We start from the raw sequence: 20,919 nt of genomic DNA, 5'->3' as shown, positions 1-20,919 counted from the left end.
GATATTCCTTTGAAATCAACGGAAGTTATCTTTCCACTTGCGCAGTGCAGCAAAAACATCTACGGCGGTCTCTGCCTGCGGATTTTGCTGTTGAGCTGCATGAATCACATCGACTTGATTGCAACGTAAATAGGGATTGCTGGCTTTTTCCTTGCCTATGCTTGATGGCAAGGTAGGGAGCGCTTGCTCACGTAGTGCAGTATCGCTTTGTATCCGCTCTTGCAGTGCTAAATTATCAGGCTCTACAGCAAGGGCGAACTTGAGATTAGCCAGTGTGTATTCGTGGGTACAGCAAACAAGAGTGTGATCAGGAAGCGCTGCCAAGCGCTGCAATGATGCATACATTTGCGCGGCAGAGCCTTCAAATAGCCGTCCACAGCCCCCTGCAAACAAGGTGTCTCCGCAAAAGAGTGCATCTGCACCGACATAAGCTAAATGATCGAGGGTGTGCCCAGGTACGGCCATTACTTTAAAATCTGTGCCGAGTAGATGTAATGTTTCGCCATCTTGCACAGGATTGGAAACATTTTTGATGCCGGCTGGTCCGAATACTGGCATCTGGTAATGTGACCAGAGCACGGGCAGGCCATCGACATGATCATGATGGTGGTGAGTAATCAAAACCCCCGCCAGTTCTAACTGATTTTCTTTGAGATAATGGATTAAGGGCAGCGCATCGCCAGGGTCTACTGCAATGGCATAACGGCCCTGCTGCAAAACCCAGATATAATTGTCTTCGAAAATCGGCACAGCGCTGATGCGGATCATAAAAGAATGCCTTTAAATGTTGATGCTCGATTGAACCACTTCGCAGATTGGCTCGCTACCCCATTAGGTCACTATTTGGCTAGTGCGGAGATGGATTGGTACGACCGCACAGTCACCGATATCTTTGGTTATAAGGCGGTGCAGCTCGAATTGCCGCAGCTCGATTGCCTGCGCGCTAACCGTATGGCGTGGCGTTTGCAAGCCGGGCAAAGCACTGGTGTGGCTTTGCGTTGTATGGGCGAAGCACTCCCTTTTGCTAATCAGAGTATTGATTTGCTTATCCTGCCCCATGTGCTGGATTTTGCAGCCAATCCGCAAGCCGTATTACGGGAAGCTGAGCGCGTATTAATGCCAGAAGGGCGTTTACTAATTACGGGCTTTAATCCTTGGAGTTTATGGGGCCTGCGTCGATTAAAAAACGGGGTAAATCCTGCGCCTTGGCGTGGCAATTTTGTGGCTTTGCCAAGGCTGAAAGATTGGTTAGCCTTATTGGGTTTTGAAACCATGCGGGGGGAGTTTCTTTGCTATGGCTTGCCGGTGCAAAGAGAAAAATGGTTATCCAGAAGTCGGTTTTTAGAAGACGCCGGGGATCGTTGGTGGCCAGCTGCTGGCGGTGTGTATTGCCTTGATATGGTGAAGCGGGTGCATGGCATGCGCCTAATTGGTCCGAAATGGCGTGTAGCACCTGCGGTGACAGGGGCAGTAACCGTCGCTGGGGTGGATAAGCGTAATGTGTTAGAACAAGAATTTCAGCAGGAGAAAACACTTAAAAAATAAGTGGCCAGCTAGTTTTTAGGGACGGGCTGATCACAGCGGCGTGCTGTTTCATGCATTTCTTGTAAGATTTTAAGTCCTTCTGCTTGGTTTTTGATGGCGAGTTTAATCTCGTGACCGCTGCCTAAATTGCCACCGTCAAAAGCAATACGCAGCTCTTCATGACTGATATCGATGGTTTGCACCACGGTAAGGTTAATAAAGCGCTTTGTTTCGCTACCCGGCACAGGCCAGAGGCAAAAAGGAGCAGCCAAGGCTGCATGACTAAAAAACAGAGTGGCGATGATTAAGTAAGGGTTCATTTGAGTTTTCCAGAATATTTGAGTGAATAAAAGTAGTTAAGATGCTCATCGCGTTGAGCTTTGCCGCGTTGTGAGCACATCGCATTGCGTTTTTCCAGGATACAAGCATGAATAAAGTAGTGATTTACACCGATGGCGCGTGTAAAGGTAATCCCGGCCCCGGTGGTTGGGGAGCTTGGTTACAGTATGGCGATAAACAAAAAGAATTATGTGGCGGTGAATTGGATACGACCAATAATCGCATGGAATTGATGGGCGTGATTAAAGCGCTGGGTATTTTAAGCCGCCCCTGTGAAGTGGTGATTTGGACAGACTCACAGTATGTTAAAAATGGCATCAGCACATGGATTCATGGCTGGAAGAAAAACGGCTGGAAAACAGCAGCCAAGCAGCCGGTTAAAAATGCCGATTTATGGCGCGAGCTGGATGCGGCACAGGCACAGCACCAGATCGAATGGTGCTGGGTGAAGGGCCATGCGGGGCAGGAAGGCAATGAGCGCGCCGATCAGCTAGCAAATAAAGGCGTAGAAGTTGCGCTGGGGCGCGGCTGATGCGGCAAATTATTCTTGATACCGAAACAACCGGTTTGCGGGTTGAAGACGGTAATCGTATTTTGGAAATCGCTGCGGTAGAAATGATAGACCGGCGTTTATCCTCATCAGATCGGCATTTTCACTGCTATATCAACCCGGGCCGGGATAGTGAAGAGGGCGCGCTGAATGTGCACGGCTTAACCACCGAGTTTCTGTCGGATAAGCCCAAGTTTGCGCAGATTGCTGACGAGTTCCTCGACTTTATTGCCGGTGCCGAAATCATTATTCATAACGCGCCCTTTGATGTGGCCTTTTTGAATATGGAATTGGCCAAGATTGGTCGCGGCAAGTTTAAAGATCATGTTGATAATGTGATCGATACCTTGGCAATGGCCAAAGATCAGCGGCCGGGTAAGCGTAATAATCTGGATGCCCTGTGCGATTTCTTTGATATCGACCGTAGTAACCGTACCCTGCACGGCGCGCTGATCGATTGCGAGTTGTTGTCCGAAGTGTATCTGGGCCTGACGCGTGGTCAAGATAGCCTGCTGATTGATTTTGACCCTTATGCGGGCAACGATGCCGCGCTGGCTTTTGCTAAAAGCAATCGTAAGCCATTACGTATTATTATGGCGACACCAGAAGAGCGAGCCGAGCATGAGGCGTATCTGGCTGCATTAGATAAAAGCGTGAAGGGTGAATGCCTGTGGCGGCAGATGGAAAAAAGCGAATGATCGCACTGATTCCTGCCGCGGGCAGTGGTTCACGGATGGTGTCGGCTACGCCTAAGCAATACCTCGATCTGGCGGGTAAGCCGCTGATTTGGCATACCCTGTGTGCTTTAGCCAAGGTCTCTGAATTGGATCGTATTGTGGTGGTGATCTCGCCGGAAGATGAATGGTGGGAGAGCTTTGATTGGCGCGAGTTTAAGCGTCTGGAAGTGCTGCGCTGTGGCGGAGCCAGCCGTGCAGAATCGGTACTCAATGGCTTGCGCGCATTGCAAGGGCCTGATGACTGGGTCTTGGTACATGATGCCGCGCGGCCCTGCTTAGACCCTGCCTTGGTTAGCCAAATGATTGCTGAGCTGGCCAATCACCCCGTAGGCGGTATTCTGGCAGTGCCAGTGGCGGATACTTTAAAACTGGCGCAGGCAGGCCAACATATTGCACATACCCATCCAAGGGATGGCCTATGGCAAGCCCAAACGCCACAAATGTTCCGCGTAGCACAATTGGCTCATGCCTTGGCGATAGGAATGGGGCCGGATATTACCGATGAAGCGAGTGCTTTAGAAAAACTAGGCTTGCAGCCCAAATTAATCATGGGCAGCCCGTGGAATTTAAAAGTCACTTACCCACAGGATTTGCGCTTGGCTGAGCTAATTTTGGCGGCTGGCTGCTAGAGAAGTTATAAAGCGAGTGGAAATCTGCTAAACAACACAGAGAAAACAATGAGAATAGGGCAAGGTTGGGACGTACATCGTCTGGTAGAAGGGCGTAAATTAATTTTGGGTGGAGTGCATATTCCTTTTGATAAGGGGCTGTTAGGCCATTCAGACGCCGATGCCCTGCTGCATGCCATTACCGATGCGGTTTTAGGGGGCGCGGGCTTAGGCGATATTGGCCGGCATTTTCCTGATACGGCTGCCGAGTTTAAAGGGGCTGATAGTCGTGTCTTGTTGCGAGAAGCGGTGCGCCGTGTGCAGGAGGCGGGCTGGCAGATTGGCAATGTGGATGCGTCTATCTTAATTCAACAGCCTAAAATGGCTCCGCATATTGCGGCAATGGTGGCCAATATCGCCAGTGATTTGGGTGTGGCGCTAGGGCAAGTGAATGTAAAAGCCAAGACCTATGAAAAATTAGGGCCAGTGGGTGCATCAGAAGCCGTTGAAGCACAGGCCGTGTGCCTGCTCTTGCCGCTATGATGAGCTTGCCCTGCTGCTGGCAGGGCATCTTTGCAAGTGAAGCTTAGATTTTTAGCCCTATTTAAACTTTAAATACAATTTAATATTTAAAGTTTATTTATAAATAAAAGTCAAATTGATTTAAATTTATTGGTACTTCTTTGTCTTTTTTATACTTTTCTTTAAGCGTATCCTGACTGCGCTGTGTTTAAAGAAAGTGTTCCTTATGATTGTGCATCCCCCTGTACATTGGTTTCGCCTCTTATTCGCTTGGCGAGGATCGATTTTGCCCGCTATTTTTCCACGATTGATGCTGGTATTAAGCTGTGCCTTGGGGGTGGTGATTTTTCATCGCTTTACTCAAGGCTTTGGTTTGCAATTATCTGTAGGTGCTTTTAGCTTAATTGGCCTTGCTTTAGCTATTTTTTTGGGATTTAGAAATAGCTCGAGTTATGAGCGCTATTGGGAGGCAAGAAAGCTTTGGGGCGCGTTGCTGATTAATGCTAGATCTTTGCAAAGGCAGGCTATGTCGATGACCTCTTTACCTGCCGATCATGCGGAGTTACATGAGTTTTCTCAATTATTACAAGCTTTCGCTTACGCTTTAAATCACCAGCTACGTTGTACCGATCCTCGCTCTGATTTGTATCGCTTATTGCCTTATCCACTGGCAAAAGAGTTAAGTGTTGTGCGTTATATTCCTTCAATGGTTTTAGTGCAATTGGCTCAGCATTTATCTGTTTGGTATCGCACAGGAAAAATAGACGTTATTTTGTTTCAGGCAATGGATGCTAATTTAAATCATTTATCTGATATTCAGGGCGGATGCGAGCGAATTATGACTACGCCTATTCCTTATGCCTACAGTGTACTGATTCACCGCACTATTTATATGTATTGTATTTTGTTGCCCTTGGGGCTGGTGGATAGCTGTGGTGTTCTTACACCGTTAATTACAGTGTTTATTGCCTATACTTTTATGGCGCTAGAAAATATCGCAAGTTCTTTAGAGTTACCCTTTGGTTTTGAGCCCAATGATTTAGCACTGAATGCCATTTGCCGCACCATCGAGCGTAGCCTTTTAGAAATGCGTGGAGAGACCACTCTACCGCCTGCGTGTTTACCGCAGAAAAATTATATTCTGGATTAAGTCCCTCTCCTGCTTTGATGGGCGGGTTATCGCTATTGGATGCGCTTTGGATGAAAAAGGCTGGCTATGTACGCAAGGCGATGCAGCTTACTGTTTTCTTTATTCTTGGCTTGCCCGGCAAATGGTGTGCAACTGGTGGGGGCTGAGGTACCTCCTTTTGCAACGAACGGTGTTGGAGGAGGCAGCGGTCTTGCTGTTGAAATACTCCAGGAAGCGGCCAGGCGATTAAATGAGTCTGCAGCGGTAAGCGTGATGCCTTTTGCCCGCGCGATGGTAGTGACAATGCAAGGATCAGACATTCTTGTTACTCCGCTGGGCCGGGTGGCCTCTCGCGAAGATAAATATCAATGGGTGGCACCTTTAATGGATGAGGTGTTTGTGCTGATTAGTCATAAAAAATATCAGGCACAGCCTTTAAGTCGCGAGCAGGCGGAGAGGCAGGTTATCGGGGTGATGCACAATTCTGTAGGAGAGGGGCTGGCTGCAGCGCTTATTTCTGCCACGATCGATGGGGTATCAATGGAGGCAACCAATGCTAAAAAGCTTGCTGCAGGGCGAATTGGTGTTTGGGTGGCTTCGTGGAATACGGCGCTTTATGCACAAAGAGAGGCGGGCTTGGCGGCGGAAGACTTGGTGCGTGGGGAGGTGCTGATGCGTACAACGTTGTATGTGGCAGCTTCATTAAAAATGCCTCAGCAAGATGTGCTGCGCTGGCGAAAAGTGTTAGAAAAAATGCGCAAGGATGGCAGTATTGAGGCCCTTGAAAAAAAATATCGCTATGAGGCGCCCTAAACTGGGAATGCTTCTTTATCGAGCGTAAGCATTCTAAATCCTTCTGCATCTGCTTTTAGATAGCCACCTTTTCCTTGGTACCAATCGGGTAATACCCAACGCTGCCCTTGCGAGAGCGTATGTATGGCTGGGCGATGAGTATGGCCATGAATCAGAGTTTGGACGTGGTGCTGTGCCATCAGTTGTTCTACGGCTAGCGCGTTGACATCCATAATCTCGCTACGCTTCATTTGATTAGATGCTTTAGAGCGCTGGCGTAGCTTTTCGACCTGACCTTGCCGCCAGTGTCGCGGCAGGGCTAGAAACAGGGCTTGGACCAAGGGATGTCTGACAATGCGGCGAAAGCGCTGATAAGCAAGATCATCGGTGCAAAGTGCATCGCCGTGGGCAATCAGCAGGGTTTGCCCGTTAATATGAATCAGGCTAGGGTCGGGCAGAATGCTGAGCTTGGCTGCAGCTGCAAAGCGAGTACCCGGTAAGAAATCACGGTTGCCTGCTAAAAAGAAAACTTTGACGCCTTGATCCGCTAATTGGGCAATCGCTGCCACAATTTCGGCATTAAACGCCTCATCCAGACTATCATCACCAATCCAGAATTCGAATAAATCGCCCAAGAGATACAAGGCGCTGGCGCTGCGTGCTGGGCCTTGTAAAAAGGCGTGAAAAGCCGCTGTCGTGGCCGGGTCTTCCGGGGATAGGTGGAGGTCAGAGATAAATAAAGTGGGCGATGGCATAAATCAGGCTGGGCAAGTTAGCCCAAAGGGGCGGGGCGGCGCTGGCCATGCCAGCGCCCAAAATCATTAAGCTAAAACTTCAGCCTTAATGATCATTACATCTTCTTTAGGCACATCCTGATGAAAGCCTTTGCTACCTGTTTTAACATTTTTCAGCTGATCAACTACTTCTTTCCCTTCGATGACCTTGGCAAATACGCAGTAGCCAAAGCCCTGTGCCGTTGCGCTTTGGTAGTTCAGGAAGTCATTATTGGCAACGTTAATAAAGAATTGCGAAGACGCTGAATGTGGGTCTGGAGTACGTGCCATTGCTAAAGTGTAAGCGTCGTTTTTTAGACCATTAGCGGCTTCGTTTTTAATTGGAGCACGGCCTTCTTTCTTTTCGTCCATACCAGGCGCAAAACCACCGCCTTGCACCATAAAGCCATTAATAATGCGGTGAAAAATTGTGCCGTCGTAATGACCTTCTTCCACGTATTGTAAGAAATTAGCCACGGTAAGTGGTGCTTTTTCGGCGTTCAGTTCAACGATGATATCGCCAAAAGTAGTAGTGAGTTTTACTTTGCTCATGATGCTTCCTTTTAAAGTGTTATTTGCCTGACTTTTTGCCAAGCTCGCGGGCTGATTGAATGGTAATGGTATTTACTGGTACGTCGCCAGCTGCAGTAGGGCTAACACTGATTTGATCGACTACTGGCAGGCCAGAAATCACTTTGCCAAATACGGTGTAACCAAAGCCATCACGGCTTGGGTAGTTTAGAAAGTCGTTATTTTTTGAATTAATAAAAAACTGTGCAGTGGCCGAATCAGGATCGGCTGTTCTTGCCATGGCGATGGTACCACGATCGTTTTTCAAGCCTTTTTCAAAGGCGATTTTTGCTTCATTTTTAACCGGCGGGCGAGTTGGTTTTTCGGCCATTTTCTCGTCCATGCCACCACCTTGAATCATAAAATCACGAATCACGCGGTGAAAAATAGTACCGTCGTATTGCTTGTCTTTAACATATTGCAAGAAATTTGCCACAGTCAGTGGGGCTTTTTCTGGATAAAGCTCGATCACCACTTTGCCTTTAGATGTGATCAATTCAACCTGCGGATTGGCGGCAAAAGCGCTTACGCTGGCTAGAACAAGGCTTGCTGCAACAACAAGACGTTTCATCGTGTTTTTCCAAGGGAGTGATTAAAAGGCGAAATTTCGCGCAATTATAGCACGCGTCGTTAGCGCTCGTTACCTCGCTCAAATCCAGTATTACCCTTTGGTTTGCTCGGTAATTGTCGTGGTTTATGCCTATTTATGGGGTAAAATCGTGGCATTCTATGGATCGATACCCTCATGCTGAAACTCCCTTCTTTAGATCAGTTTATTTCTGAGTTTGATACCGTATTACGCACTCTCGCGGCTTCCGCACAGAGCGTACGTCCTCACCCTGATGAGGCCATTGCAGAGATCGAAATGAGTGCAGCAGAAAAGCAGCATGCAGCAGGCTTGATGCGGGTAAATCATTGCGGTGAAGTGTGCGCACAAGCGCTTTATCAGGGGCAGGCCTTAACGGCGCGTGATCCTGCGACTCGTGATGCTTTGCGTGAGGCGGCGCACGAGGAAGTCGAGCATTTAGCCTGGACCGAAGCGCGTATTGCCGATTTAGGCAGCCATAAAAGTCTGCTTAATCCGCTGTGGTATGCGGGCTCTTTAGCAATCGGAGTAACGGCAGGCGTGATTGGGGACAAATGGAATTTGGGCTTTTTGGCGGAAACTGAGCGTCAGGTTGCGGCTCATTTGCAATCTCATCTTAGCCAGCTGCCAGAGCAAGATGCCAAGAGCCGAGCGATTGTGGCTCAAATGCATATTGATGAAACTCAGCATGCAGAAAAGGCCGAGGAGCTGGGTGCGGCTTCTCTGCCATTTCCTGTGGCAAAAGCGATGAAACTCAGCTCAATTGTGATGACTTCACTTTCTTATCGTCTCTAAAACTTGCGCTAAATCAGAGCAAGTTAAAACAGGGCGTATGACGGGTAAATAGTTTACAGATTTGCACTAAGGCTTACAGATATAACGCTGATTAACGATTTACGTTCTCTGGGGCCTTATATGTCTGAAATGAATTCACCTGCGCAGGTGGTTGATTATGTTGATCACGCCGCGTCAGAAAAAGCCGCACTTCCCTTTGGCCGTCTGCTGGTTATGGCGATTATGGGTGGGGTATATATTGGGCTCGGTGGCTTATTGGCGCTAGTGGTTGCTGGAGGCTCACCGGGCTTGCAGGCAAGTAACCCCGGCATAGTGAAATTGCTCTTCGGGATGGTTTTTCCCTTGGGTTTTATTGCGGTTGTTTTGACCGGGGCAGATTTATTTACCTCCAATTGTGCGACTCAAGTGGTGGCTTTATGGCGCAAAAACGTCAGTCCACGCACGATGGTGAGAGTCTGGAGCGTTTCATATTTAGGTAATTTTATTGGCGCGTGTTTTGCCGCTTGGGCTTATACCAGTGCAACCGATTTATTCACCCCGGATCAACCTTGGACTCAATACCTGTTGAGCATGGCGCAACACAAGTTAGAGAACCCCTTTATGGTAAGTTTTATGCGTGGGGTGCTGGCTAATATTTTGGTCTGTATCGCGACATGGCAAGGTTATTCTGCTAAAGATACCTTGGGCAGAATGGTGGGGATCTGGCTGCCTGTGATGGGCTTTGTGGCGTTGGGTATGGAGCACAGCATTGCCAATATGTTTTTTATCCCTGCTGCTATGCTGGCTGGTTTTGATGTGACATGGAGCCACTTCTTTGTTGCTAACTTAGTGCCGGTTACTTTGGGTAATTTAGTTGGGGGCGCAATTTTTGTGGGGCTGCCTTATGTTTGGCTTTATACCCAACCACAAAAATCCTTGCCTGCTGCAAAAAAAATCTAAGCTTTTCAAATTATTTGTTACAAAAAAACGCGCCGTGGGCGCGTTTTTTTATTGGGCTTCAATCACCACAAAATCATGCGTAATCATGGCGCTTTTTGCCAGCATGATTGATGCAGAACAGTATTTTTCTGCAGATAATTGGATGGCTCTTTCTACTTGTTCAGGCTTTAAATCTGTACCGGTTACGGTGTAATGCAGGTGAATCTTGGTAAAAACTTTAGGCTCGGTATCAGCGCGTTCTGCATCTACATCAACCACGCAATCTCTTACGTCAGCACGGCCTTTCTTTAGAATATGGATGACATCGTAGGCGGAGCAGCCCGCCGTGCCCATCAGCACCATTTCCATAGGCCTGGGGCCTAAATTGCGGCCACCGCCTTCGGGCGGGCCGTCCATGAGCACTGCATGGCCTGATTCAGATTGAGCTAAAAAGCTCACTTCTTCTACCCATTTAACGCGTACTTTCATCGATGTTCTCCCTGTGTGTTGGGCATTTTAACGCATGATTTACGGCCTATGCAGCATGCTTATTCTTGAGGCCCGTATTTTGCGTTGCAAAAAATGTCTTGTCATGGTTTATGTCTCACGCGATAATGGCCCTAACATCAGAGTGTTTTTTACTTTGTTGTTGTCTCCTCCATCCTCCTTTTTGGTGGGATTTCACGCAATCCAGATGGGTTGCGTTTTTTTTAGACTAGGCCTATTTTCGAAATGGGTAGTCACTAGATTTGACAAGTAATTGCGGGTACAGATATAATCCGCGACTTTCTCAAAATCGTAACGTGGAAGAGCAGTCATGAAAACCTTTTCTGCCAAACCGCACGAAGTTAAGCGCGAGTGGTTCGTTGTTGATGCTACCGATATGGTTCTCGGTCGTCTCGCGGCTGAAGTCGCTAAACGTCTGCGTGGCAAGCACAAAGCCGAGTACACCCCTCACGTAGACTGTGGTGACCACATCGTGGTGGTGAACGCAGACAAGATCCGCGTAACCGGCAACAAAGCAACAGATAAAATTTACTACCGCCACACTGGTCACCCAGGTGGTATTTACCAGCGCACCTTTTCCGAGATGCAAGAAAAATTCCCGGGTCGCGTGCTAGAAATGGCTGTTAAGGGCATGCTTCCAAAGGGTCCTCTCGGCTACGCTATGATCAAAAAGATGAAGGTTTATGCAGGTAGCGAACATCCGCACACCGCGCAACAACCTAAAGCTTTTTCTATCTAAGCGTTAACGCGTTTTCTACTAAGGAATTTGTATCATGGTAGGTAAATACTATTACGGTACCGGCCGTCGCAAGAGCGCAGTTGCTCGTGTGTTCGTTGCCAAGGGTAGCGGCAATATCATAGTCAACGGCAAGCCGGTTGATTCTTACTTTCCTCGCGAAACTAGTCGCATGGTCGTTCGCCAGCCTCTAGAACTGACCGCAAACCTCGAATCCTTCGACATTATGGTTAATGTCGTTGGTGGTGGTGAAACCGGCCAAGCCGGTGCGATCCGTCACGGTGTAACTCGTGCCCTGATTGAATTTGATGCAGCTCTTAAAGGCAGCCTCAAAGCAGCAGGTCTTGTTACTCGCGATGCTCGTGAAGTTGAACGTAAGAAAGTGGGTCTACACGGCGCTCGTCGTCGCAAACAGTTCTCCAAGCGTTAATTCGCTGGTACTGCTTTCTACAAAAGCCACCCTCGGGTGGCTTTTGTGTTATCTGGACTTGGTGAATAGCTTACGAAGTTTGATCGAACAACTGGGTTTCCTTATATTTTCGTGAAATGTTTGGGCGAGTAGTGCCCTTTTTGTTTTAAGATTCGGCATACCTAACTAAAAGAGACGACACAGCATGATCAAGGTGGGGATTGTTGGCGGTACGGGCTATACCGGCGTAGAGCTATTGCGTTTGTTGGCGCGTCATTCTGGTGTAAAACTGCAAGCCGTGACTTCGCGAAAAGAAGCAGGCATGAAAGTTGCCGAAATGTATCCCAGCTTGCGTGGCTGGGTAGATTTGGCTTTCTCTACCCCTGAAGAAGCCCGTCTTACTGAATGTGATGTGGTGTTTTTTGCAACCCCGAATGGCATTGCGATGCAGCAAGCTCGCGAGCTGCTCGATGCAGGCGTTAAAGTGATTGATCTGGCTGCGGATTACCGTATTAAAGATCTCGCTGAATGGTCTAAATGGTATGGCATGCAGCATGCCTCTCCAGAGCTGGTAGAAGAAGCCGTATATGGCTTACCAGAAATTAATCGTGCTGCAATTAAAGGCGCGCGTCTTATTGCTAATCCCGGTTGCTACCCAACAGCGGTGCAACTAGGCTTTTTACCGCTGATTGAGGCGGGCGTTATTGATACGACTAGCCTGATCGCCGATTGTAAGTCTGGCGTATCGGGTGCTGGCCGCAAGGCCGAAGTGGGCGCTTTATTTGCCGAAGCTGGGGATAATTTTAAGGCGTATGGCGTGGCAGGGCATCGCCATTTACCAGAAATTCGTCAAGGCTTGGCGCGTGTTGCCGGGACCGATGTGGGTTTAACTTTCGTGCCGCATCTTACGCCACTGATTCGCGGCATTCATGCCACGCTTTACGCAAAAATCACTCAAGATGTGGATTTGCAAGCTTTGTTTGAGCAGCGCTATCACGGCGAGCAATTTGTTGATGTGCTGCCTGCTGGCTCGCATCCTGAAACTCGCTCTGTGCGTGGTGCTAATGTGTGCCGGATTGCGGTGCACCGGCCGCAAGGCGGCGACACGGTTGTGATCTTGTCGGCCATTGATAATCTGGTCAAAGGTGCGGCAGGGCAAGCCGTGCAAAATATGAATATCCTCTTCGATCTGCCTGAAGGCACAGGCCTCGACATCGTGCCTTTACTGCCTTAAGTGCCACTCAAACGCTTTTATCGTTTGCAAAGAGCGCGGCTTACTGCCGCGCCTCTCTCGCTGCAGCCTGTAATTGGCTGGCGAAGCAGGTTGCTGCGGATTGTATTGCTGCTTTGTATGGCGGCTGGCTTGCTGGCGATTGGTGCTTATTTAGGCTATCAGTATGCTTTTGATCGCAATGCAGTCAGTACGGCAGAAAAAATGCAGCGCTTAGCTAGCCAAAGTGAGCAACTAGGGTCGGGGCAAGCCAAGCTGCAGATACTTGAGCAGCAAATTAAAATCGGTCAAGGCGAGCGTGATGGCTTGGTGCAAGCCTTGGGTGCTGCACAAAGTGAGCTGGCGGCGAAGCAAGAAACACTGTCTTTTTTTGAATTGCTGCTGCAAAGTAATGATCGCAGCCGAGCTGTAAGTTTTAGCGCTTGTGAGTTGCAATCTACTGGCGGTGGGCGGTGGCGTTACCGATTGCTGCTGGTGCAAGGGACGGATCGCAGTACTGAGTTTGTCGGGCGCTTACAAGCCAGTGTGCAATATCAGGAGCAGGGTAAACGTCAGAATTTGCAGATTGAGCCCTTGCTCGTGAAGTTTAGTCACTATCTGCGCCAGGAGGGTGAGCTGACTTTACCAGCCAGCGTGCAGCCACAATTATTTGAAGCACGTATTTTTATGGAAAATAACAAACAAGCGGTTGCCAGCTGCCAGAAAAAAGGAGGATGAGCGTGTTTAAAAGCAAAAAAGGTTCGACCAAAATAGATAGCCTGATTGGTCAGGGCACGACAGTGAGGGGCGATATTAGCTTTGCTGGTGGCTTAAGAATTGATGGCACGGTGATTGGCCGGGTTTCTGCCAGCGATCCTAAAAGTGGTACTTTGGTCGTCAGTGAAAAAGCACGTATTGAAGGTAGCGTACAATGCTCCCATCTGATTCATAACGGTGAGATTGTTGGGCCGATTGAAGTGGCTCAATATGTTGAATTGCAAACCAAGGCGCGCATTACCGGTGACTTGAGTTATAAAACATTAGAAATGCACGCTGGGGCGATGATACAAGGCAAGCTGCTGCATTTAAGCAATGGCAAGCGGGAAGAAGTCGATCCGGCCTCCGTTGTCTCGCAGCCTGTCTGAGTTAAGACTGTCCGCGCATGCCGGATTGGTTCATGTACCGGACTCCCCCTCGTGATGGACGTTTAAGTCCGACAAGCAGCTAAGATTGACCGCTGTAGTCTGCACGGTAGATAATACCTTATCCTTTTAGTCAACTATTTTTGGAGTGTCCCATGAACACTGTGACCGACATGCCAATCCCCTTTGTTTTCACTGATTCTGCTGCGGAAAAAGTCCGTGATCTGATTATCGAAGAAGGCAATCCGGATCTGAAATTACGTGTGTTTGTAACCGGCGGTGGCTGTTCTGGCTTCCAGTACGGCTTTACTTTCGACGAAATTACCAATGAAGACGATACGCCCGTTGAAAAGAACGGTGTAACGCTCTTGGTCGATCCAATGAGCTACCAATATCTGGTTGGCGCCGAGATCGATTACGTTGAAAGCCTCGAAGGCTCGCAATTCACCATCAAAAACCCAAATGCATCGACCACTTGTGGTTGTGGTTCTTCATTCTCGGTTTAAGTTTGATCGTTGAATCTACAAAAGGAAGCTTGCTTCCTTTTTTTTCGCCTGTCCCTTGCTGATCTTTAGCTAAGAGCTTGGCCCGTAATAACTTTTCTGAATTCAAAGAAAAGTAATGTGTAGGTTGGTGCTTGAGCTTGCGAAGCCCAACGTTTTCGCTGGTGTAGTTCCATACTCCTGACTGATAATGAGCTTACTCAATAGGAGGGCGGGCATGTTTGAATCAGCGCAGTTGGGCCATAAAATTGATAAGAGTACTTATAAAGAGCAGGAGCCTTTATTGCGTGAAGCGCTGCTTGCGGTGCAATACCAATTAAAAGAGCAGGCTCATTTTCCTGTTGTGATTTTACTGGGCGGTGTGCCCACGGCAGGTAAGGCAGAAACGGCTAATTTATTGCTCGAATGGCTGGATCCTCGCTTAATTGAGAGCCATGCTTTCGGACTTAAAAGTGATGAAGAGCTGGCCAGACCTGCCATGTGGCGCTATTGGCGAGCCTTGCCACCCAAAGGCAAAATTGCTCTGATGTTTGGTGGTTGGTATGCGGGGCCGATGTGGGATTACTTGCAAGGTGGCTATGCAGATCGCTTTGAGCATGAGGTGGAGCGCATTGCCCGCTTTGAAAAAATGCTGGCCGATGAAGGCGTGCTGCTGCTGAAGTTCTGGCTGCATTTGCCGAAAGATGAGCTTAAAAAACGGATTAAAAAACTGGAAGCGGATGAGCGCACTGCCTGGCGGGTCACCGAGCAAGATAAGCAATTTTTAAAGCATTACGATCAGATTATGCAAGCGCAGCTTGCGATGGTGATGCGTTCTAATCTGGCCGATGCACCGTGGCGAGTCATTGAAGGCAGTGATGCTAATTACCGCTCGCTCACCGTGGGCAAGCAGATTGAAGAAGCCATCAAGCATCATCTTGCCCGGGCAACACCCAAGCAAAATCGTGTTGAAGCCGCGCCTTTGCTGCCATCGATCGATGGCTTGCGTCTCTTGGATAAATTAGAATTAGACGGGGATTTAAGTAAAGCAGATTACGCAGTTAAGCTTGAAGAATTGCAAGGCCGTTTGAATCTGCTGACGCGTCATCCCAAATTTAAAAACACCTCGGTTTCTTTAGTTTTTGAAGGCATGGACGCCGCAGGCAAGGGCGGTAGCATCCGGCGAATTACGGCTGCGCTTGATGCGCGTCAGTATCGGGTGGTTCCTATTGCAGCCCCGACAGAGGAAGAACGCGCCCAGCCTTATCTCTGGCGTTTCTGGCGGCATGTACCTCAGCATGGGCGGATGACTATTTTTGATCGCTCATGGTATGGCCGTGTACTGGTTGAGCGGGTGGAAGGCTATGCGCCTCGTGCCGACTGGATGCGTGCTTATAACGAAATTAATGATTTTGAAGCAGAATTAGATGCCGCTAATAGCATTGTGCTGAAATTCTGGTTGGCAATTAGCAAGGAAGAGCAATTAAGGCGATTTGAAGAGCGTGAAAAAATTGAATTTAAACGCTTTAAAATCACCGATGAAGATTGGCGTAATCGGGATAAATGGGATGAATATATCGTGGCAGCCAGCGATATGATTGATCGCACCAATACCCTGCATGCACCTTGGCATATGATAGGTGCAAATAATAAATATCAGGCCCGAATCAGTATTCTAGAAAAACTCTGTGAGGCTTTAGAGTCTCGTCTACAACGTAAGGATAAAAAATAATGAGCCTCAGTTTAAATACACCTTTAGATGCAAAAGCATGCGCACAATTATTTACCGAAGCCCGTACGCATAATGCTTGGCAAGAGCGCGCTGTGAGTGATGAGTTATTGCATCAGCTTTATGATTTATTAAAATGGGCGCCGACTTCGGCTAATGCTGCGCCAGCACGATTTATCTTTGTTAAATCAGCAGAGGCAAAGGCTAAATTATTGCCTAGTTTAAGTGAAGGCAATATTGAAAAAACCATGAGTGCGCCAGTGACGGTTATTGTTGCTTATGATCTAGAGTTTTATGAACAACTGCCCGCATTATTTCCACAAGCCGATGCAAAAAGCTGGTTTGCGGGTAATGAAGCCGCAATCACAAGTACGGCACAAAGAAACGGTAGCCTGCAAGGTGCATATTTAATGCTGGCTGCTCGCGCATTAGGCTTAGACTGCGGGCCTATGTCTGGTTTTGATCTGTCTAAAGTGGATGAGGCTTTCTTTGCGGGCAGCCAGTGGCGTTCTAATTTTCTGATTAATTTAGGCTATGGCGATACCGCTCAGCTTTACCCAAGAAACCCACGTTTAGATTTTTCACAAGCTTGCCGTATTGAATAATCGATTTTCTTGTTTATAGAAACACGAAAAAATGACAACGGTTTATTTGTTTAGCTTTTTCGTGTTTCTTAACACAATGTTTTGTAATAGGTTTTTGGGGAAATAATGGCGGAATGGAGTGTTTGGAAAGCGTTGGAGCAAGCTCGGCAAAAAAAGCGCGATCTTGATCCCCTGTTTGCTCGGGCAGGTATTGCGCCCGAGCTGGCAACCATTGCAAATCGAATTTGCTTGGATTTAAAACGTGCTCCGCCTACCTTGCCTCTACTCACTGGCGATAAAACACGCGATGCCGAAGCGATGGGCATGTATTACGAAGGCTATGCGCGGCAGTATGAAGAAGCTTTTTATAAAGCAGAAAACTTACTGCGTTTTACCTGGGTGCCAGAGGCAGCACCTATTGGCTCCCAAATTTCTGCCGAAATTCTTCGTTTACGCGATCAGCTAAAAAACGAGCAGGGCAAAACGCCGGATTTCTCCATGCTGGAAGGGCTACTCTTTAATTATGTGCGCTTGGATCATCCAGAGTTAGAGCTTGCCCCGGATTTATTGTCTAATCGTCGCCGTGAGCTAACTGATGTGGCGGGTTATCCGCTCTTGGTTCAGCATGCGCACAGTGAAACACAAAATGACAGCGTGCCGCCTTTGCTGAGTGAAGCATTTAAAGTTCAGCTAAGTGAGCATTTGCAGCGTTATTTAGCTTCTCCTTGGCTGCACTGCCCCTTGATTACTCAGTGGTATGTCACCCTTGCTCTGGATACGGGGCTGGCGCGTAAAAAGCATGATGCGCTGGATGATCAGCTAACCGCTTCTTTGCTAAAACGTCGCTGGCCATCGCTGTCTAACTGGATGCCCCAGTTTGAGTTTGCCGATCAGTGTTGGTATGTGTCTTTATCACTGCTGGCGTTGGTCAGCCTGTTTATGGAGTGGTGGTGGCTTGCCGCACCGATGGTGATCTGGCTGCATTTATCACTGGGCGCGCATCGGCGGGAAAGAAAAGAAGTAGAAGACCGGCGTGCTTTTTTATTAGGCCAGGCACAGATGCTTAAAAGAACACGTGATCGATTTGGAGTAGGGCTGATTTCCTTAGAAAAACTGGCTTTTCAGTTACGGCATTGGGACGAGAAGGGCGAGTATTTTGAGCCTCAGCTCTTTGATTTACTTGCTTTACACCAGCATGAGGCTTGATGGTGCAGGGTTTTTTGGTTTGAAAGGGGTGCTCGCGCATTTAGACGCATGGTGGTTTATGCACCTTACATCAGCCGCCCGGATGTTAAAGCTGACATTGTTATAGAACGATCGTACAATAACGACACTGATTCTTCTTGGATTACATCGTGTACGCTCAGCGCAAGATCATTCATATTGATTGCGATTGCTTTTACGCCGCAGTAGAAATGCGTGATCAGCCTGCGCTCTGTGATGTACCTCTGGCGATTGGTGGTGAGGCTGATCGGCGCGGTGTGATTGCCACTTGTAATTATCCGGCTCGCAAGTTTGGTGTGCACTCGGCGATGTCGACTTATCGAGCACAGCAACTGTGCCCTCAGCTCGTTTTACTTCCCCCAGATTTCCCTCGTTATCGTGCTGCATCACAGGCAATGCGCGCTATTTTTGCCGATTACACAGACAATATTGAACCCTTGTCCTTGGATGAAGCTTACTTGGATGTAACTGGTCTGCCACATTGTCAGGGCAGTGCCTCACGCATGGCGCTGGAAATTAGAGAACGTATTGCCGCAGAAGTCGGCATTACGGCAAGTGCAGGCATTGCTCCAAATAAACTACTAGCCAAAATCGCCAGCGATTGGCATAAGCCTAACGGGCAGTTTGTGATCCGTCCGCAGGATGTCGATGCTTTTATGCCTAGCTTGCCGCTTAAAAAGCTCTGGGGTGTAGGCAAGGTCACCGCTGCACGTTTGGCAAGGCAGGGCGCGCATTGTTGTGCCGATTTACAGGGCTGGCCCTTGGAGCGATTGCTGCGAGAGTTCGGTAAATTTGGCAGCCAGTTGTTTGAGCAGTGCCGAGGGATAGATTTACGGCCTGTTGCTACCGATGAGCGGCGAAAATCATTATCGGTCGAAAATACCTTTGATCATGATCTGCCTGATTTAGCCTCTTGTTATGCGGCCTTGCCTGCTTTAGTGGGCGATTGGCAGCAGCGTATGCAGCGCGCCATCGGCGAGCGCCAGCATAAAGCTTTCGTAAAAATAAAATTCAGTGATTTTAGCCAAACCACGGTGGAGTGCATTTGCCCGCATCCATCTATAGAAACCTTTAGCCTTTTGTTGGCGGAAGGTTTTGAGCGAGGCAAAAAGCCCGTGAGGCTCTTGGGTGTGGGGGCAAGATTTGAAGAGGCCAGAGTGCAGCCAGAGCAGCTTTGCTTATGGCCTGCGTGATGGGGGATCATCGTATTCCTGCTTAAAAAATAAGCAAATTAGCAAGATGCTTCAACTCGCCTTGCTAGAGAGCTAAACCTTGAACCACAGAGTAAAATGAGCCCACAGAGAAAACCATAAAATCTATCGTTTCCTCTGCGAAACTCTGCGCTCTTTGTGGTTTAATATTTTGGTGGCTTATCTTTAAGCTATCTTTATCATTTAGAAGAAACAATGCCAGCTTCGCTTGTTGACTCGCTGATATGGCAAGCAAATAAGCGTAAGCGAACAGATTTAAGTTGCCTATTTAGCCAGTGCCTTTTGTTTTTCCAGCATACGGCGTTTGATTTCTGCGATGGCGACGACGGTGGCTTTTTCACCTTCTAAGATGGCGACGTTTTTCTGGTCGAAATCAGCGGCACCAATCTTGCCCACTTTGGGGCGAATAATAAAATCTGCACGGATCATTTCTTGTTCGCCCAGCTTTTGGCCCATGATCATGACGGCTTGATTCACTATTCCAAGCATATTACTCGGCGTATTGCTGCCATTGGCTTTAGACGAAATATCAACAGCGATAATAAAATCAGCGCCCAGTTCTTTAGCGGCATCAACCGGCACGGGGCTGATGACGCCACCGTCCACATAGCGACGACCAGCAATCATTACCGGTTCAAATACACCAGGAATACTGGATGAGGCTCGCACGGCTTGGCCGGTGTTGCCACGGGCAAAAGAAATACGCGTGCCGGTATCCAGCTCGGTAGCTACTGCCGCAAAAGGCTTGTTGAGCTTATCTAAAAGGCGGTTATCAACCAGTTTGTTGACGTAATCTTGTAGTTTTTGTCCTTTCACTAAGCCACCGGATAGCAGGCTTAAATCGCGGATTTGCGATTCATCTAGGCCAAATGCTCGCTCTTGCAGGGTAAAACCATCCATGCCCGAGGCGTACAGTGCGCCCACTACGCTGCCTGCACTGGTACCTGAAACCACATCCGGCACAATGCCGTTGGCTTCCAGCATTTTAATCACGCCAATATGGGCAAAGCCTTTGGCGGCTCCGCCACCGAGGGCTAGACCAATTTTAAGTTTTGGGAGTGGTTTAGGCGCAGCAGGTGGATTGCTGGTACATGCGGCTAAAAAGCTCAGGGTGATTAAGCCTGCAAACAGTTTTTTCATACGATTTTCTCCAAGGCGATGACGTAGGCCGTTTGCCCATCGCAGCGCCATTTTATGTCGAATTGATAAAGTCTTACGCCATAGATACGGTCTGCATCGTTTGCATAGGCAGGGCGTGGATCTTGTTTTAATACGTCTTCAATAAGTGCACGCAGCTCTGGCTTTATGCGGATTGCCGCTTCAGGGCTAAAGACAACGGCGAGTTCTGGTGGTGGGCTATCAGCAAAACCACCCCGTGCATCGGGAATGTTTTCTGCGTAAGGAATATAAGGCTTGATATCTAAAATGGGCGTGCCATCCACTAAGTCAATGCCTTTAAATGTCAGGGTGACGCCAGATTGGGTGTCGACTTTAATGAGTTCGACTAAAGACAAGCCAATTGGATTAGGCCGAAACGGTGAGCGGCTGGCAAAAACGCCGATGCGCGTATTACCCCCTAGCCGAGGCGGGCGTACCGTGGGCTTCCAGTCTGTGGCGCTTTGGTGAAACACAAAGGTAAGCCAGACATGTGAAAAGTCTTCCAATCCGCGCACAGCTTCGCTGCGGTTATAAGGCGCAAGTAGCTTAAGCACGCCTAAGGCGTTGGGGGCCAAGCTGGGCTGGCGTGGAATACCAAATTTATCTGCAAAGGGAGTGGCCAAGTAGCCGATGGGCTGAAAGGTAAAACTGCTCACACGGGCGTCCACAAAGAGTCAAAAAAAA

Annotated in this window: 27 protein-coding genes; 19 read left to right on the top strand and 8 right to left on the bottom strand. The window is 48.4% G+C overall.

Features of this window, described 5'->3' with window-relative positions; genetic code table 11:
• Positions 1-15 precede the first annotated feature (15 nt).
• A complete protein-coding gene (gene gloB / locus VN23_RS14495) occupies positions 16-768 on the bottom strand; it encodes a hydroxyacylglutathione hydrolase (RefSeq protein WP_046352160.1) in 753 nt (250 codons plus the stop codon).
• 6 nt (positions 769-774) lie between these two features.
• Between gloB and VN23_RS14490 the strand changes: the two genes are divergently transcribed.
• The gene (locus VN23_RS14490) at positions 775-1,545 is read left to right on the top strand and encodes a class I SAM-dependent methyltransferase (RefSeq protein ID WP_046352161.1); all 771 of its coding nucleotides are present in this window, start codon (positions 775-777) and stop codon (positions 1,543-1,545) included.
• Positions 1,546-1,553: 8 nt separating this feature from the next.
• Here the strand turns inward: VN23_RS14490 and VN23_RS14485 are convergent, their stop codons facing one another.
• Positions 1,554-1,844 carry a hypothetical protein gene (locus tag VN23_RS14485; RefSeq protein WP_046352162.1) on the bottom strand — a complete coding sequence of 97 codons (291 nt, stop codon included), beginning with the start codon at positions 1,842-1,844 and terminating at the stop codon, positions 1,554-1,556.
• A 107-nt stretch (positions 1,845-1,951) separates the two neighbouring features.
• On the opposite strand from VN23_RS14485, the gene rnhA reads away from it, so the two are divergent.
• The 6 genes from rnhA to VN23_RS14455 all read left to right on the top strand — a co-directional run bounded on the left by rnhA (position 1,952) and on the right by VN23_RS14455 (position 6,222).
• Complete coding sequence (gene rnhA, locus VN23_RS14480) at positions 1,952-2,395, top strand: ribonuclease HI (protein WP_046352163.1); 444 nt, start codon at positions 1,952-1,954, stop codon at positions 2,393-2,395.
• Complete coding sequence (dnaQ, locus tag VN23_RS14475) at positions 2,395-3,111, top strand: DNA polymerase III subunit epsilon (RefSeq protein WP_046352164.1); 717 nt, start codon at positions 2,395-2,397, stop codon at positions 3,109-3,111. Before rnhA ends, dnaQ begins: the two co-directional genes overlap by 1 nt.
• Positions 3,078-3,779, top strand: coding sequence for a 2-C-methyl-D-erythritol 4-phosphate cytidylyltransferase (gene ispD, locus VN23_RS14470; protein ID WP_046352165.1), 702 nt, complete (start codon positions 3,078-3,080; stop codon positions 3,777-3,779). Before dnaQ ends, ispD begins: the two co-directional genes overlap by 34 nt.
• Positions 3,780-3,827: 48 nt before the next feature.
• Positions 3,828-4,301 carry a 2-C-methyl-D-erythritol 2,4-cyclodiphosphate synthase gene (gene ispF / locus VN23_RS14465; RefSeq protein WP_046352166.1) on the top strand — a complete coding sequence of 158 codons (474 nt, stop codon included), beginning with the start codon at positions 3,828-3,830 and terminating at the stop codon, positions 4,299-4,301.
• 205 nt (positions 4,302-4,506) lie between these two features.
• Positions 4,507-5,430, top strand: a complete 924-nt coding sequence (locus VN23_RS14460) for a bestrophin family protein (RefSeq protein ID WP_046352167.1) — start codon at positions 4,507-4,509, stop codon at positions 5,428-5,430.
• 66 nt (positions 5,431-5,496) lie between these two features.
• The gene (locus tag VN23_RS14455; protein WP_046352168.1) at positions 5,497-6,222 is read left to right on the top strand and encodes a substrate-binding periplasmic protein; all 726 of its coding nucleotides are present in this window, start codon (positions 5,497-5,499) and stop codon (positions 6,220-6,222) included.
• Here VN23_RS14455 and VN23_RS14450 read toward each other — a convergent pair.
• The 3 genes from VN23_RS14450 to VN23_RS14440 all read right to left on the bottom strand — a co-directional run bounded on the left by VN23_RS14450 (position 6,219) and on the right by VN23_RS14440 (position 8,115).
• Entirely contained in the window at positions 6,219-6,956 is a 738-nt protein-coding gene (locus tag VN23_RS14450; RefSeq protein ID WP_046352169.1) for a UDP-2,3-diacylglucosamine diphosphatase, read from the bottom strand. The genes VN23_RS14455 and VN23_RS14450 overlap by 4 nt on opposite strands.
• A gap of 66 nt (positions 6,957-7,022) precedes the next feature.
• Complete coding sequence (locus VN23_RS14445) at positions 7,023-7,526, bottom strand: peptidylprolyl isomerase (RefSeq protein WP_046352170.1); 504 nt, start codon at positions 7,524-7,526, stop codon at positions 7,023-7,025.
• A gap of 19 nt (positions 7,527-7,545) precedes the next feature.
• Positions 7,546-8,115 (bottom strand): peptidylprolyl isomerase, encoded by a 570-nt coding sequence (locus tag VN23_RS14440; RefSeq protein ID WP_046352171.1) that lies wholly within the window; start codon positions 8,113-8,115, stop codon positions 7,546-7,548.
• A 174-nt stretch (positions 8,116-8,289) separates the two neighbouring features.
• On the opposite strand from VN23_RS14440, the gene coq7 reads away from it, so the two are divergent.
• Positions 8,290-8,925, top strand: a complete 636-nt coding sequence (gene coq7 / locus VN23_RS14435) for a 2-polyprenyl-3-methyl-6-methoxy-1,4-benzoquinone monooxygenase (protein WP_046352172.1) — start codon at positions 8,290-8,292, stop codon at positions 8,923-8,925.
• Between the two features lie 120 nt (positions 8,926-9,045).
• Positions 9,046-9,864, top strand: a complete 819-nt coding sequence (locus tag VN23_RS14430) for a formate/nitrite transporter family protein (protein WP_046352173.1) — start codon at positions 9,046-9,048, stop codon at positions 9,862-9,864.
• Between the two features lie 48 nt (positions 9,865-9,912).
• On the opposite strand, the gene VN23_RS14425 is transcribed toward VN23_RS14430, so the two are convergent.
• The gene (locus VN23_RS14425; protein ID WP_046352174.1) at positions 9,913-10,332 is read right to left on the bottom strand and encodes an OsmC family protein; all 420 of its coding nucleotides are present in this window, start codon (positions 10,330-10,332) and stop codon (positions 9,913-9,915) included.
• A 328-nt stretch (positions 10,333-10,660) separates the two neighbouring features.
• On the opposite strand from VN23_RS14425, the gene rplM reads away from it, so the two are divergent.
• The 10 genes from rplM (at position 10,661) to dinB (ending at position 19,059) form a co-directional block, all read left to right on the top strand.
• Positions 10,661-11,089 (top strand): 50S ribosomal protein L13, encoded by a 429-nt coding sequence (gene rplM, locus VN23_RS14420; RefSeq protein ID WP_046352175.1) that lies wholly within the window; start codon positions 10,661-10,663, stop codon positions 11,087-11,089.
• A 34-nt stretch (positions 11,090-11,123) separates the two neighbouring features.
• A complete protein-coding gene (gene rpsI, locus VN23_RS14415; protein WP_046352176.1) occupies positions 11,124-11,516 on the top strand; it encodes a 30S ribosomal protein S9 in 393 nt (130 codons plus the stop codon).
• A gap of 184 nt (positions 11,517-11,700) precedes the next feature.
• On the top strand, positions 11,701-12,729 hold the full coding sequence (gene argC / locus VN23_RS14410; protein WP_046352177.1) for an N-acetyl-gamma-glutamyl-phosphate reductase: 1,029 nt from the start codon (positions 11,701-11,703) through the stop codon (positions 12,727-12,729).
• The gene (locus VN23_RS14405) at positions 12,730-13,443 is read left to right on the top strand and encodes a DUF6776 family protein (RefSeq protein ID WP_046352178.1); all 714 of its coding nucleotides are present in this window, start codon (positions 12,730-12,732) and stop codon (positions 13,441-13,443) included. It abuts the gene before it with no gap.
• 2 nt (positions 13,444-13,445) lie between these two features.
• On the top strand, positions 13,446-13,850 hold the full coding sequence (locus VN23_RS14400; RefSeq protein WP_231743266.1) for a bactofilin family protein: 405 nt from the start codon (positions 13,446-13,448) through the stop codon (positions 13,848-13,850).
• A gap of 152 nt (positions 13,851-14,002) precedes the next feature.
• On the top strand, positions 14,003-14,353 hold the full coding sequence (gene erpA / locus VN23_RS14395; protein WP_046352180.1) for an iron-sulfur cluster insertion protein ErpA: 351 nt from the start codon (positions 14,003-14,005) through the stop codon (positions 14,351-14,353).
• 214 nt (positions 14,354-14,567) lie between these two features.
• Positions 14,568-16,061 carry a polyphosphate:AMP phosphotransferase gene (pap, locus tag VN23_RS14390; RefSeq protein WP_046352181.1) on the top strand — a complete coding sequence of 498 codons (1,494 nt, stop codon included), beginning with the start codon at positions 14,568-14,570 and terminating at the stop codon, positions 16,059-16,061.
• Positions 16,061-16,663, top strand: coding sequence for a malonic semialdehyde reductase (locus tag VN23_RS14385; RefSeq protein ID WP_046352182.1), 603 nt, complete (start codon positions 16,061-16,063; stop codon positions 16,661-16,663). Before pap ends, VN23_RS14385 begins: the two co-directional genes overlap by 1 nt.
• A 105-nt stretch (positions 16,664-16,768) precedes the next feature.
• Positions 16,769-17,848 carry a hypothetical protein gene (locus tag VN23_RS14380; protein WP_046352183.1) on the top strand — a complete coding sequence of 360 codons (1,080 nt, stop codon included), beginning with the start codon at positions 16,769-16,771 and terminating at the stop codon, positions 17,846-17,848.
• Positions 17,849-17,997: 149 nt separating this feature from the next.
• Entirely contained in the window at positions 17,998-19,059 is a 1,062-nt protein-coding gene (dinB, locus tag VN23_RS14375) for a DNA polymerase IV (RefSeq protein WP_046352184.1), read from the top strand.
• A 282-nt stretch (positions 19,060-19,341) separates the two neighbouring features.
• On the opposite strand, the gene VN23_RS14370 is transcribed toward dinB, so the two are convergent.
• Positions 19,342-20,217 carry a patatin-like phospholipase family protein gene (locus tag VN23_RS14370; RefSeq protein WP_046352185.1) on the bottom strand — a complete coding sequence of 292 codons (876 nt, stop codon included), beginning with the start codon at positions 20,215-20,217 and terminating at the stop codon, positions 19,342-19,344.
• A complete protein-coding gene (gene tsaA / locus VN23_RS14365) occupies positions 20,214-20,891 on the bottom strand; it encodes a tRNA (N6-threonylcarbamoyladenosine(37)-N6)-methyltransferase TrmO (protein WP_046352186.1) in 678 nt (225 codons plus the stop codon). Before tsaA ends, VN23_RS14370 begins: the two co-directional genes overlap by 4 nt.
• Positions 20,892-20,919 lie beyond the last annotated feature (28 nt).

The sequence above is a fragment of the Janthinobacterium sp. B9-8 genome, assembly GCF_000969645.2.
GTDB lineage: Bacteria > Pseudomonadota > Gammaproteobacteria > Burkholderiales > Chitinibacteraceae > Iodobacter.
This window is presented reverse-complemented; position numbering and strand designations above follow the sequence as displayed.